This window comes from Lawsonella clevelandensis (assembly GCF_001293125.1).
Classification (GTDB): domain Bacteria; phylum Actinomycetota; class Actinomycetes; order Mycobacteriales; family Mycobacteriaceae; genus Lawsonella; species Lawsonella clevelandensis.
This window is the reverse complement of sequence record NZ_CP009312.1, coordinates 363802-378223: the sequence shown is the minus strand read 5'-3', so window position 1 is coordinate 378223 and position 14422 is coordinate 363802. Positions and strand designations below refer to the sequence as shown.

Genomic DNA, 14422 nt, shown 5'->3' with positions numbered 1-14422 from the left:
TACACGAATGCTTAAAAGAAGAAGAGAATTATTTGTGTGCGATGAGTATTCTACAGGTCATCGTGATTAGGATGGTCTTTAAATACAATTGCTCCCCTCCGCGTCAATCGCTATATCTCTTGGAAAGCCCAACAACAATGCGTATGAATAGAGAAGACCGCCGGGCACACCTCATAAAAGCTGCCATGGTCGTCGCTCGGCGAGAAGGTTTTGCACAAGTGACCACTCGCGCCGTAGCCCAAGAAGCTGATATCTCCCTCGGTGTAGTGCACTACTGCTTTAACGACAAAGAAGAGCTGCTCTATGAAATGGCTGCTCACACTGTCGATGAAGTCATTCACACTATTACGAAGAGCGTGCTTGCCACCGTCTCCCTCTCTAACAAGACCGGAATCGCTGGACTAGAAGAGTCAATGTTTCAGGACGCTGTGACTGTCCTCAACGAGACCTTCGCACAAGCCGAAAACTCGCCACTGATATATGAGGTCATTTCGTATGCGTTCCATACCTCTGACTTCCGGTTCCAACAACTCATCACCACGTATTACGACGCCCTGGCGCACCTTGCCTACAGTTACCTCGACTCTGCGGCACGCCGATACGGCGTTACATGGTCCATGGATCTCAACCAACTGGTCCCCGTCATCCTCGACCTGGTGCATGGGTGCCTATTGCGCCACTTGAGCCTCCGCACCCCACAAAACCCTGCGCTGGCCAGCAACGCCGACGGAATGAAGATTGTGATGGAGTCCCTGGAGATGGTTGTTCGAACCATAGTGCGGAACGTCGAAGAGGAAACTGCAGCATAATCACGCCTTTATGGCATGGCCGGAGAAGATGTTCTTCCCCGGCCATGCCATAGTTCGGACAGTCTTTCTCGGAGTGAGCATAACCCCCGGTCAACGAGCTAGAGAGGCGATTCTGTAGAGCCGAGTGTCTAGACTAGTAACCATGACAAGCACTAGCGCAGATCTTTCCCGCCCCACCCGCGAATGGAACGACTGGGATGCCCTCGGCCAGGAAGCAGTGGCCTTCACCCAGGACCTCATCCGTATCCCTTCCGTCAACACCGGAAAACCCGACGTAGGAGATGGAGAAGACCAGTGCATCCACTACATCGCACGCAAACTCGCCGATGTTGGCATTGAGGGAGACTACCTGGCATCTCGCCCCGGCCGCGGAAACTACCGCATCATCATTCCCGGGGACGACCCCCATGCTCTCCTGATTCACAGCCACGTCGACGTCGTCCCGGTTAACGCTGACGACTGGGACTATCCACCCTTCAGTGGTGACATTATTGACGGATGGATCTGGGGCCGTGGTGCCGTCGACATGAAAGACTTTGCCGGCATGATGCTCGCCGTCGCACGCCATTACGCACTCACCGGAGTGCGCCCAGCCCGCAGTCTCATGATGGTGTGGTTCTCCGACGAAGAACACGATGGTGTGTGGGGCTCCCACTGGCTCGTTGACCACCATCCTGAGTGGTTCGCCGGCGTAACCCAGGCACTCAGCGAAGTAGGCGGCTTCTCCGTCACCCTCCCCGACCACCCCGATACACGAATCTATCCCTTAGCAGTAGCCGAAAAAGGCGTTGCGTGGGCACGTTTCAGCGTGAAAGGGCGCGCCGGGCACGGTTCACGCCCCTCCGGAACGAATGCAGTGTCCGTCATCGCCCGTGCTGTCGCAGCGATCGCCCGCCACGATTTTCCCATCATCCATACCCCCGCGCTGGACGCCTTCCTGGACACCATAGCCGAGGTAACAGGCAAACGGTACCAAGACGACGAACTTGATGCTGCCACCCACAAGTGGGGCTTTCTCGGGCCAGTAGTCCGTGCTGGCCTCCGCAATACGGCAGCTCCCACCCAGCTTCACGCCGGCTATGCGGTGAACGTTATCCCCGCCGACGCCAGTGCCACTATCGATTGCCGCGTGCTTCCGGGCCACGAAACAGAATTTTTCGACACGGTGGAGGAACTGCTGAGAGACGAGCTGGGTGAGGACTACGACGCCCTCACCATCGACTGGGAGGAGCCCAATGCAGTCTCCAGCGACCCGCAGTCTCCCTTGGTCGACACCGTCCGCGATGCCCTCGCTACCATCGACCCTGCGGGAGTCGTAGCGCCCTATCTTCTCCCGGCCGGTACCGACAATAAGTTTCTCCAGCGGCTGGATATCGAATGCTTTGGCTTCGTGCCGCTGCAACTCCCCAGCACCTATGACTGCTTCGGGCATTTCCACGCAAAAAATGAGCGAGTTCCTGTCAGTGCAGTCCATAGCGGGGCACAGGTACTGGCTCACCTCACCCAAAATGCGTAGGCTGAGCCTATGGCGAGCTCAACACAGGAACCTCGAGAACCCCTACCTCGGGGTATCTGGATTCTGGTGGGGGCCGCCTTTCTCATAGCGATCGGCTACGGACTCATCACCCCGGTCCTTCCGCAATATGCCCACAGTTTTAACGTAAGTGTGATGGCGGCAGCCGCCATTGTTAGCGTTTTCGGCATGACGCGCCTCGTGTTTGCGCCAGCCTCCGGAAAACTCATCAATTTACTGGGTGAACGTCCGATGTACGTGGCAGGGCTCTTCATCGTCGCTCTCTCCACCCTGGCCACCACCTTCGCCCAGGGATACTGGGAACTCCTCGTCTACCGCGGATTAGGCGGAATCGGCTCGACCCTCTTCACTGTGTCCGCAACCGCCATGATCGTGAGAATGGCACCTGGCTACATGCGTGGACGTGCAGCCTCCGCCTATGGTGGGGCATTCCTCATTGGAAACATCGCCGGCCCAGTGGCAGGGGGAATGCTGGGGCATATCGACATCCGGCTTCCGTTCTACGTGTACACGGTCTCCCTCATCCTGGCGATTATCGTAGTATGGTGGATGCTCCCGGCACGGCTCCTTACCCCCTCAACTACCGCCCTTGCCAACGCGGAAACGGGGAGTTTAGCCGTCAACACCGGCACTATCTCCGAAACGGAACCCGATACGCCTGCTGCTTCATCGGACCTGGACACGGAACAATCGGTACAAGCTCCCGAGCTGAAATTGCGCGACGTCATGAAAGACAGTGCGTTCTGGGCCTGCCTCGCCACCAACTTCTCCAACGGATGGGGCAACTTCGGGGTCCGTGTCGCCCTGCTGCCTCTTTTCGTCTCCGCGTTGCTTCGTACAAACGGAGCAGCCCAGGCGGGAATCGCAATGGCGATCTTTGCCATCGGTAATGCAATTGCCCTGTACGTCACCCGGCATTGGTCCGATCGCTGGGGTCGTCGTCCCCTCATCATTGGGGGACTCCTGCTTTGTGGAGCCATGACGGCGTTACTGGGTCAAGGGACAAGCGTGGGGATGGTCTACGTTCTGTCACTCTTTGCTGGTCTCGGCGGTGGTGTCATCAACCCAGCACAGCAGGCAGCCATCGGAGATGTGGTGGCCGGCTACCGGGGAGGAACGGTCTTGGCTTCGGTGCAAATGGCTGCTGACTTCGGTTCAATCGTCGGAACGCTGGCAGCCGGGGCCATTGTGGATGCCTTGGGTTACAGTTGGGCCTTTGGAATCACAGGCATCATCTTGGCGGTAAGTTCGTTGGCATGGGTGCCGGCCCGAGAAACTCTTCCATCTGCCGCCCGCAGCCGACCAGCACCTTCCTCCCTTTAGGTTTCCCCAGGTAGTAGCGGGTAGTATAAGACGCGATGACTACTGTCGAAACATTTTCTGACTTCGACCTGCCCGTTCCGATTCTGCAAGCAATCAGTGACCTAGGTTTCGAGTCCCCCAGCCAGATTCAGGCTGCTACTATCCCCCTGCTGCTCTCCGGGAAAGACGTTGTGGGCATGGCCCAAACCGGTACCGGTAAGACTGCAGCGTTCGGCCTCCCCATGGTGGCCGCCATTGACCCCGAGCTGAAAGCTCCGCAAGCCTTGGTGCTTGCCCCTACTCGTGAACTAGCCCTGCAGGTCGCCGATGCCGTATCGAGCTTCGCGCGGCATCTTCCAGGGGTGAAAGTGCTCCCCATCTACGGTGGACAGTCCTATGGTGTCCAAATTGCGGGTTTGAAGCGCGGTGCCCAGATCATTGTCGGTACCCCTGGACGCATCATCGACCACCTTTCCAAAGGTAAGCTCGATCTTTCCGAACTGCGCTACCTGGTTCTTGACGAAGCCGATGAAATGCTGAAGATGGGCTTCCAAGAAGACGTCGAGGAGATCCTTTCCAAAGCTCCTGAGCACCGTCAGGCAGCACTTTTCTCCGCCACCATCCCGCCGGCGATCCGCCGTATCTCTGAGAACTATCTGTCTGATCCGCAGCAGATCGAAATCGAAACCCCCACCACCACGAATGCCAATATTGAGCAGCGATATGTGGTCGTTAACCAGCGATCTAAGATTGATGCCCTCACCCGCATCCTGGAAGTGGATACCTTTGAAGCAATGATCCTTTTCGTCCGCACCAAGCAGCAGACAGAGGAGATGGCTGATAAGCTCCGTGCACGTGGCTACGGTGCGGCTGCAATTAACGGTGACATGGTGCAAGCCCAACGTGAACGTACCATTAATCAGCTCAAAGAGGGCACCCTCGATATCCTTGTCGCAACCGACGTGGCGGCGCGTGGCCTAGACGTCGACCGCATCAGCTATGTCCTCAACTACGACATGCCCCACGACCCGGAGTCCTACGTGCACCGAATCGGTCGCACCGGGCGCGCTGGGCGGACCGGACAGGCACTCCTGTTCGTGACGCCGCGAGAACGCCGCATGATTAAGCAGATTGAGCGTGTCACCGGCCAGCCCCTCAAAGAGGTCAAGCTGCCCAGCGTGGACGATGTTAACGACACTCGCGTTCGCCGCTTCAACGAATCCATCACCGAAGCTCTGGAAGATGAGCACCTCGACCTTTTCCGTGGATTCGTGCAGCTCTACGCGGCAGATACGGGAGTGGATATAGTCGATATTGCAGCTGCGCTAGCAGTCCGCACTGTCGATGAGACCGAAGGCTTCCTGTTGACCGAGGAACTTGAGGTAGATGATTATCGCGGCCACCAGCGTTCCTTCTCTCATGGCGGGGAGCGCAAAGAAGGGCGGCAGCAATCCCGGAGCGGCAAAGATTTGGTCTCCTACCGTATTGCCGTCGGAAAGCGTCACAAGGCCACGCCGTCGAGCATCGTGGGAGCTATTGCGAATGAAGGCGGAATCAGTAGCGCTGATATTGGCCATATCTCCATTCGCGGGGACTACTCCCTCATCGATATGCCCGCTGACCTTCCCCAAGAGGTTTTCGACAATCTGGAGAAGACGCGGATCTCCGGCCAACTGATCCACCTTGAAGTGGATCCGGGCCCACCGGCTAACCGTCCAGGGGCTCTCAAACAGGCCAAGTGGGAGAAAAAACAGCAGAGCAGCTATATGCGCTCTGACAAGCACTCCCGTAAGTACCGCAACGACCGCACCGAGTGGAACGACCGGAAGAGCCGCAAGGAGTGGAAGAACTCTGCGGACCACGGTCGCGGTGCGTGGAACGAGCGTTCCTCTTCCGACCGGTCCACCAAGAATGACCATTTTGAACGTAAAGATCGTCCTGCTTGGAAGACCCGTTCCCGGAAGAGCTACCAACCTGCTGTAAAGGGCTATTCGAAGAACCGCGGTTTTTCCAACCACAAGCAGAGCAAAAATTACTAAGCCGAACGCCGTGGGCAGAGTCTGCTCGCCGCGGAGAGTGCCCGCCAATCGGCTTGGCTGATGGACAAGTCGTAGTGGACCGCAACGGTAAGGTAGCGGGCCGCGTACCAGCAGCGGCTACCTTTCCATGGTGGAAGCCACTCGCTGGGGGTGCTGTCTGCTTTTTCAATATTGATGTCTCCCGCAACCACCACCAGGTTGCGGGAGATGTCATTAGCGAAGCTCACTCGCTTTCGTTGAGGCCACTGTGCAGCACCCATATCCCATGCCGCGGCAAGTGGGAAGAGGTGGTCGATATGACGTTGCTGCCGCTGGTTGGGAAGGTGACGCCCGGTGTAGGGATCAATACTGGTAGAGAGGAGGCGCAGCATCTCCGAACGAGTATCGATACCGTTGTGGCTGCCAGGGGCATCCGAGTCATCAGTCCATGCAGTGCCGAAACTGCAGCTGGATGAGCCGGTGCAGGCACGTTCGTAACCCAGAATATGTTGGCGTCGGGGGATGATGTGCACACGGTTGAGCAGTGCACGTATCTCCGCGCGGCTCGGACTGCCTGGCCACTGGTGCGTAGGTGGAATCCATTGGGCTGCCGTGACGACGAGAGCCACCAGGGTGGGGAACACCACCCATCCTCCCCAGAGTAGCCATCGACGTCCCCGGAGGCTCCAGAGGTGGACCGGTGTAGTGGAGAAGGCGTGCTGGGTCGTACCGGACTGGAGAGCAGAGTTGTTGGCTTGCACCGGGCTGGTGGTGTCGGTGCACGCGTGGGCGGCGGGAACTGCAGTGTGATGATGTGGTAGCGGCATAGTGGGGACTTCAGTGGTGAGGGGGACTTGGCAGTTAATCACATATGCAAGCGGGACGGGTGAGCTACTTGACGTGCGCCGCGCGAGGACGAGCAGATGAGTGCGTATGTGTGCAGCAGTAAGCAGGCCTGTGAAGGAGTGAAGGGGGTGCTGCTGGTAGCGAAAGCTCCACTATTTTGCCGCCGGCGGCAATGCCGCATCAGAAATTGTCACAGGAGACTGGTTGGATAGAAGTATGACGAGTCCCAGCACATCCTCCTATGAACTCCATGGCCGGTGGATACCGGATCGTGGGTTGATGCTGTGGATTCGAGATTGTGCCGGGGGAGAAGCCCCCGGACGGGTCGCAGACCTGCCTGCGGGTGCCTTCCCGTCCATTATTAGTGACCTTATCCAGCGGGTCCCGGTGTTCCGTTACACCCTGCCTTTCACTGTCATTGGTGAGGGTGGCTATCCTCGTTCTCGGATTGTTCCGTGCCTTGTCATTAGTGCAGGGGCTGCTTTTACTTTTCTGGCCGACTGTGCAGCGTCTGCGACCCCTATCCCCGGCCTCGGGGAAGACTTGCGCTTCCTCGCACATGCCGTAGCAGGGGTTACACGGTGGGTAGAGGCTGGTCGAGTAACACCTCGCCTTTATCGGCATGGCCCCACCTGGTATGCCCACTGGCAGCTTTTGGGTGGTGGCGCGCAACGGGTATGGCTCACCGAGCTCCTTCACACGTTACCGCCAGTGCTTGCCCATAACGGTGGTTTCTCCGCGGTGGAGAGTTTTGTCGATGCTATGACAGCTGAACTATGCCGACAACGCCTGCGGGATCTCCCCCACCGTCCGCGGCAGGCTTTCGTAGAATCACTGATCACTGGAGAGCCTTTTATCGAGGGGACACTCGGGTTTGCAGAACGGCTCCGCGAATGGCAAAACGGAGCAGCAGACACCGATACCGAAGTGGTGCTTCGTCTCCACGAACCACTACCCGACACCCCGGAATGGTGGGGTCTGGAAGTTTCCGTACGTGTCTTGGGCAGTGCCCCGCAACCTCTCATTCCCAGTGTCCTCGACGCTGCCTCATACACTACCGCTACCACGTTGTGGTCGCGGGCGACGGAAGCCTACCCAGCTCTGCTCGACAGCGTGGCAGCAGGGTATGGGGAAGATCGTCTCCTGACGACCGCACAGGCCACCAACTTTGTCACCCAAGGGGTGAACGTCGTGCGGGCACAAGGCATCGTTGTCATGCTTCCCCGGGCCTGGGCTGCTGCCCCGGTGTCCATGCGGTTGCATGTGACTCCGGGGGAAGGCGAACAAGCAGCGCGTTCAGCCGCTACTGGGGCGAAAGTAGGGCTCGACGCCATCTTGGACTACCAATGGCAAGTGGCGTTGGGAGACGTTGTCCTGACACCTGCAGAGCTCTTCGACATTGTGCAAGAACAGTCTGGGTTAGTTCACCTTCGTGATGGGTGGGTGCAGGCAGACCCCATACTGTTGCGCCGGGCAGCAGAATTCATTGCTGCAAAAGGTGGGAAACAGCGTCGGAAAGCGCTGTCTCAAGCCGATCTCGCCGCTACCCAAGAGGGAACTGCGGGGGATGTACTGCAGGAACTTATTAGTGCTGACGCACCAGTACCGGTGACGGGTGCTGCTGGGTCAACTCTGGTGGATGACTTACTAGCGCATCGCGCCGAACCGGTGCATGTCCCCACTGACGATCTTGTCGCCGCCCAGCTGCGCCCCTATCAGCAGCGCGGTGTGGACTGGATAGCCAGTCTCGATGCACTTGGGCAGGGTGGTCTTCTGGCTGATGATATGGGTCTGGGGAAGACTCTCCAGGTGCTCACCGTCCTGGCCCATGACAAAGCGCGTGGAGCAGTGCCCGCAGACTCGGCAGTGCTCGTCGTCTGCCCTATGTCCTTGGCAGCCAACTGGTACCACGAAGCGCAGAAGTTTGCTCCACAATTATCTGTCGCCATTCATCATGGTGCAGATCGGCCAAGTGGGGCAGCATTCCAGGATGTGGTTGTACAGCACGATGTCATCATTACCACCTACAACCTGCTGCATCGAGACCGGGCTGAGCTCACCACAGTGACCTGGTGGCGAGTCGTCTTCGATGAAGCACAGCACTTAAAAAACGTTGCAACGCAGCAATCTCGGGCAGCACGGGCGATCTCCGCAACACATCGCCTAGCACTCACCGGAACCCCCATGGAAAACAACCTGGAGGAGTTTCGCGCTCTTATGGACCTGGTAAACCCAGGCTACCTCGGAACGCAGCACGGCTTCCGTCACCACTACGCGCTTCCCATTGAACGTGACCATGACGACACCATGGCCGCGCAACTGCGCACCTTGACAGCCCCATTCTTGCTCCGCCGACTAAAAAGCGACCCTGCTGTTATCCGCGATCTGCCTGAGAAGAATGAGATGGTCGTCCACGCCACCTTGACAACAGAACAAGCCGGCCTCTACCAAGCCGTGGTCGATGACATGCTTGAGAAGATCAACCAGGCAAAAGGCCTGCAGCGGAAAGGTTCCGTGCTTGCTGCGCTCACTAAGCTCAAACAAGTCTGCAACCACCCTGCTCACTACTTCGGGGATGACTCAGCTGTCCTCCGACATGGACGGCATCGTTCCGGAAAAGTGGCGTTACTGGAAGAACTCCTTTTGACCATCCTCGCCGAAGGAGAAAAGGCGCTCATCTTTACTCAATACAAAGAATTTGGGGACTACCTGGCGAACTACCTACACCAACGGTTTAACGTAGTGGTACCGTTCCTCCACGGATCACTGCGGCGTGAAGAACGCGATGCCATGGTGGAGAGCTTCCAGTCTGCTGGGGGAGCCCCACTCATGGTGTTGTCCCTTAAAGCCGGTGGAACTGGGCTCACACTCACCGCTGCAAACCATGTCATTCATTGTGACCGTTGGTGGAATCCGGCGGTCGAAAACCAAGCCACCGACCGCGCCTATCGAATTGGCCAGACGAAGGACGTACAAGTACGCAAACTCGTCTGTGACGGCACCATCGAAGAGCGTATTGATGACATTATTGCCCACAAATCGACGATGTCGGATCTAGTTGTGGGCACAGGGGAAACCTGGCTCACCGAGCTGGAAGATGACCAGCTACGGGAACTCTTCCGTTTGGAGGTGAAGTAAATGCGAGGACTTGTTGCTCAGAAAAAAACCGGACATTTCGGGCGCACCTGGTGGGGGAAACAGGTGGAACGGGCGTTAGAAGAACCTTATCGGGGACAGGACGGAGTGGTTCGACACCCCCATGTTGCACGTGCGAAGGCACTGGCGCGCAATGGTGCCATCCTCGCAATGGAACATCACGGCACCACCGTTGCGGGCGAAGTACAGGGAAGCCAGCTCGATCCCTTCGCACCCACTATTTCGGGCACGCCGGCTAGCACCGACACCATCGCAGAAGTGCGCGCTGCTATCGCCCGTCATCCCGGCTCTGCAGAACAGATTATTGCGGGATCTCTTCCCACGTTCCTCGAAGATCTTCTCCCGCTCCACGCACATGATCTCCGGTGTGCGTGCACTTGTCCTGTATCTACAGGACACTGCTCACATACCTTGGCACTGGGATATCTGCTAGTAGAACGCATGGATCGAGATAGCGAGTGGTATCTCCAGCTCCGTGGTATCTCTCTTGCAGATGTCTTGGTTTCGGCTGATCCCCTCGACGAGGCAGCAGCATCAGACTCCACCGACGAGCCTGATACATCTACCACCGCACTTCGGGAGAGAAGAGACACAGAATCCGGTAGTGCATCCGTGCGCGGGCAGGTTCCACAGGGGGCGGCAGCGCACCTCATCACCCGACCCACCCTGGAACCAGCTCAAGCGCAGGCCCCTGATTCCCCCATTGCGCTTGACCCTCAGCGCTACTGGGCACTTTCCGGAGAGCTACCAGACCTCCCAAACCCTCTCCCCAACCCGGCTTACCACGACCTCGACCCCGTGCAGTGGATGGCCGCAGCGAGCACCTACACTTCTGACCCAGTCAATAAACTCACTCTCGAATCCGATCTACACGACGCGTGGGACTATCTTGTCGAACGCGACATCTCCCCAACCGTCACCAAGGAGTACTCCGATGAGTAACCCAATGCGCCTCCTCCATAGCAGCGACTGGCACATCGGGATGACGCGCCGTCACCTGTCAGAAAGTAAACAGGCAGTCTTTCGTGACGCACGCCTGCAGGCCATCGAGCAACTCTGCAACCACGCCGCAGAACTGGACGTCGCTAGCGTCGTTGTCGCAGGCGACGTCTTCGATGGGAACCAACTTGATAGCAATACCATCATCTCCCTCCTAGAAATGGTGGGTGAACTGACCTGCCCGGTAGTGCTCCAACCCGGTAACCATGACTCCTACCGGCGAGACAGCGTCTACCAGTCACCTGCCTTCCGCACCCATCAACCAGACAATGTCCTCGTCCCCAATACACCCGGAGTACTACGAGACATCCCAGGACTCGAGCTCATCGTCGGTCCCTATACTGATCGGTACCCCACTGAAAACCCACTCTTTACTGCTCTGCGGCAGTGCGCGCACACTCCCAAAGAACCTGGCACATACCGAGTAGGACTAGCGCACACAGGTGTTGACGCCTTCGCCCCACGCATGGACGATGCCACCGGAGCAGAAATTGTCCCCGTCGCTGCACTCGAGGAGGCCTGCCGCAGCTATCAGCTCGACTACCTCGCCCTCGGAGACAGACACTCACAAACACAGGTGGGGGAGAGCGGCCGGATCTGGTACTCCGGAAGCCCCGAAGTAACTGATTTCGATGACGTCGAAAAAAACTCAGGCCAGGCGCTTCTCGTCACACTGCACGACGACACCTGTACAACTGAACCACTCACCTGCGGGAAATGGTCCTTCCGAACCTTTCGACGTGACATCCACAGCACCGCTGATATCGCACAGCTCTCCCACGAATTTGCGGAAATACCCAACAAACGACGCACTGCCGTTCGGCTTGGGCTCAACGCCACCCTCACCGTCGAAGACATGGCCGCATTAGATACTGCCCAAGCGCAATGGGAAGGAATATTCGCAGGATTCCGCCTATGGGAACGGAATAGCTCACGGCACCTTCTCCCATCCCTCACTGGACTACAAGCGCGACTGGCCGGGTATGTAGCAGAGGCGGCTGAGGAACTCTCACAGCTAGCCGACACCGGTGACGAGACCGCACAAGATGCCCTCACTCTGCTCTACCGACTTACCGTGGAAGGAGAACACCAGTAATGCGACTCCACTCCATCACCCTGCAGGACTACCGCGGTATTGCGGAACGCCACATCGACTTCGACGACCACGGCATAACCGTGATCGCCGGGCCCAACCAATCCGGAAAATCGAGCGTTATTGAAGCCATTAACCTCGTTCTCACCGAGAAAGCGACCTCTACCAAAAGCGCAGTGACCGCCATTCGGCGCAGTGGCGTCGATCGCCCCGCCATCGTCGAGCTTGATGCCACCATCGGCGGTGAACGCTTCACTCTGCGCAAAGAGTTCGGACGTGGGCGGCAAGCAGGCACCACCCTCATCTTCGCCACCGGGCATAAGGCAGCACTACGCGGCGACCCCGCCCATAACTATGTACAAGATCTCCTCCGCGACCATGAGGACATGGCACTTTTTGCCGCCCTGAGCTTCCTCCAAGGAAAGGACCTGTCGAGCTTCGAACTCACAGATGGACAGTCCGCCCTCCAAGCAGCTCTTGATGCGGCCGCGAGTGGAAACAACGACACACTCTCGGGAGACCACCTGCTGGAGGCGGCGCAGGCGGAATTCAGCCAGTACTTCACCACAACAGGACGCCTCACCAAAGAACGAGCGAACGAGCTCAAACGCGAAAAGATGCTTGCCCAAGAGGTAGCTGAACTTGCCGAACACGTCGCCGAAACGGAACGGACTGCCCAAGAACTCGATGGCCTCGAACAGCAACGAGAACACCTCGCACACCAGCGGACCGAAACAGAAGCCCGGCTGCAGAGCCTCACCGCACACGCAACTGCCCATGCCGAGCAACAACGCCAGCAGGCTGCCCTCGCCGCACAGCTGAGGACAACCGAGGCGCAGCGCGCAGCGGCTGCCTCACGCGTGCAAGCAGATGAAGACCTCGCCCAGCAACACGCGGCTATTAGCGAACGCATGACCCGCATCGAACAACAACAGGCTGAGCTCACGCAGCTAGATGACGCCGCGCTACACCAGCTCATCGACCAGCGTGACCAGCTGGCAGTAGCCGTCGCACACTACACCCAGGCTGCGGAGATTATGGACTTTCTCCGCAGGGAAAGCCTCCACCACGAAGAGGAAGCACAAGCAAAACGTCTCGCACAGGCTGCGAAACAGGCCTCCGAACACCTGCACACCATCCCGCACGACGCCGACGTTTATCGGCACGCCGAGCAACTAAAGGCCGATATTGAGGGCCTCCAACGCGTTCTCTCGGTAAGCTCCGGAACCATCACCGTAACGCCCCACCCCGGAAGTGACGTACTGTGTAACGGCAGCCTGCTCACCAGTGCCCACACCGAGAATATTTCCCGGCCACTCTCTATCGAAGTGCCAGGACACGTCACCATCACTCTGCAACCCGCTGCAGAAGCAGCCGACCGCGACGCACAGCTCAGCCGGCTCATCGTCGACTATCAGGCGGCCCTCGACACCTTGCACGTCTCAGACTGGACACAGGCATGCACGCAGGCAGACGCATGGGAGGAAGCCAATCGCGTCCACCATGACGCCGCTGCGGAATACCGCGCCTTTACGACTCTCCACCCCGAATCGCGCCGGCTGGAAGAAGCACACCAGCTCACCCAAGAATGTGCCGGCTACCCCAGCGGCCTTCTCGACCAAGGACGGGCGGGAACATTAGATGTCCTCCCTGCAGCTGACGTGGACGAACTACAGAGTGCCCTTAGCGAAGCAAAGCAACGGGCAGAAGTAGCACAACGTGACTATGAGGTGTTTGCCAGCAAACGTGACATACTTGCGCAAGAGCTAGCCGCAGCACAACAGGACTACGCACAGCTTGACCCACTTGACCAAGCGGCGAGAACCGCACACCAGGAGAAACTAACCAGTCTCACCACCGCCGCAGCGACACAGCAAGCAGAACTTACACAGTGCGAGAAGCGTACCGCCGCATTCGCCGACACCACCGAAGCAGTTGCGGACAACACCCGCATACTGGAGTCTCTCCGCTCCTCCTACGATGACGCCGACAGCAAGTACCACCGGCTCCAAGGCGTGCTCGACACCCACATGTCCGCCGGATACCATGCCGCACTAGTCGAGAAACGCGCCCAACACCACGATCTTCACGAACACATCCAGCGGACCACAGCCGCCGCAGATGCCGCACGGTTACTCCGCGACACGCTAGCTGCCGCCCGCCAGCGCGCCGCCGCCCGCTACCAAACCCCCTATGTGAAGACACTCACGCACCTTGGCCAACGCGTATGGGGTGACCACTTCTCCGTCACCGTCGCCGACAACCTCACGATTGTTAGTGCGGTCACCCGGCCCAACGGCATCCCTATCGCCTATAGCGATCTCTCCACCGGTACCAGAGAACAACTGGCAGTGCTCTCTCGCCTCGCCTGTTACCAGCTTGTGGAGCAAGGGCATGTCCCCGTCATTCTCGATGACATCCTGGGATACTCTGACCCCACTCGTCGAGAAGATATGGCGGCTGCCATCGAGACGGCGACCAGTCTCGCCACCAGCGATCCCGCAATGGCCGGACAACTCATCATCTTTACCTGCGATAGCAGCCGTTTTGCGAGCGTCCCTGGCAAGCACTACACCTGGGAACAACCGCTTGACTAGCCCCCACAAAGGTGTTCTGCACTCCCAGAACAGCACATTCTACCTGGTAAAATAAATGTAACAAGGCC

9 protein-coding genes are annotated in these 14422 nt (G+C 58.3%); 8 read left to right on the top strand and 1 reads right to left on the bottom strand.

Going from position 1 to position 14422, the window contains the following annotated elements:
• Positions 1-143: 143 nt before the first annotated feature.
• The 4 genes from IY73_RS01680 (at position 144) to IY73_RS01665 (ending at position 5684) form a co-directional block, all read left to right on the top strand.
• Positions 144-809 carry a TetR/AcrR family transcriptional regulator gene (locus IY73_RS01680; protein WP_158408627.1) on the top strand — a complete coding sequence of 222 codons (666 nt, stop codon included), beginning with the start codon at positions 144-146 and terminating at the stop codon, positions 807-809.
• Between the two features lie 142 nt (positions 810-951).
• The gene (locus IY73_RS01675) at positions 952-2325 is read left to right on the top strand and encodes a M20/M25/M40 family metallo-hydrolase (protein ID WP_053978739.1); all 1374 of its coding nucleotides are present in this window, start codon (positions 952-954) and stop codon (positions 2323-2325) included.
• 9 nt (positions 2326-2334) lie between these two features.
• A complete protein-coding gene (locus IY73_RS01670) occupies positions 2335-3666 on the top strand; it encodes an MFS transporter (RefSeq protein WP_082346518.1) in 1332 nt (443 codons plus the stop codon).
• 35 nt (positions 3667-3701) lie between these two features.
• A complete protein-coding gene (locus IY73_RS01665; protein WP_082346517.1) occupies positions 3702-5684 on the top strand; it encodes a DEAD/DEAH box helicase in 1983 nt (660 codons plus the stop codon).
• Here the strand turns inward: IY73_RS01665 and IY73_RS01660 are convergent.
• Positions 5681-6532 carry an HNH endonuclease family protein gene (locus IY73_RS01660; RefSeq protein ID WP_053978737.1) on the bottom strand — a complete coding sequence of 284 codons (852 nt, stop codon included), beginning with the start codon at positions 6530-6532 and terminating at the stop codon, positions 5681-5683. The genes IY73_RS01665 and IY73_RS01660 overlap by 4 nt on opposite strands.
• Positions 6533-6725: 193 nt before the next feature.
• Here IY73_RS01660 and IY73_RS01655 point away from each other — a divergent pair, with 193 nt between their 5' ends.
• The 4 genes from IY73_RS01655 to IY73_RS01640 are packed head-to-tail and all read left to right on the top strand — an operon-like array spanning position 6726 to position 14354.
• Positions 6726-9647: a DEAD/DEAH box helicase gene (locus tag IY73_RS01655; RefSeq protein ID WP_053978736.1), complete on the top strand. Its 2922-nt coding sequence runs from the start codon at positions 6726-6728 to the stop codon at positions 9645-9647.
• Entirely contained in the window at positions 9648-10607 is a 960-nt protein-coding gene (locus IY73_RS08375; RefSeq protein ID WP_053978735.1) for an SWIM zinc finger family protein, read from the top strand.
• Positions 10600-11760: a metallophosphoesterase family protein gene (locus tag IY73_RS01645; protein WP_053978734.1), complete on the top strand. Its 1161-nt coding sequence runs from the start codon at positions 10600-10602 to the stop codon at positions 11758-11760. Before IY73_RS08375 ends, IY73_RS01645 begins: the two co-directional genes overlap by 8 nt.
• A complete protein-coding gene (locus tag IY73_RS01640; protein ID WP_053978733.1) occupies positions 11760-14354 on the top strand; it encodes an AAA family ATPase in 2595 nt (864 codons plus the stop codon). Before IY73_RS01645 ends, IY73_RS01640 begins: the two co-directional genes overlap by 1 nt.
• Positions 14355-14422 lie beyond the last annotated feature (68 nt).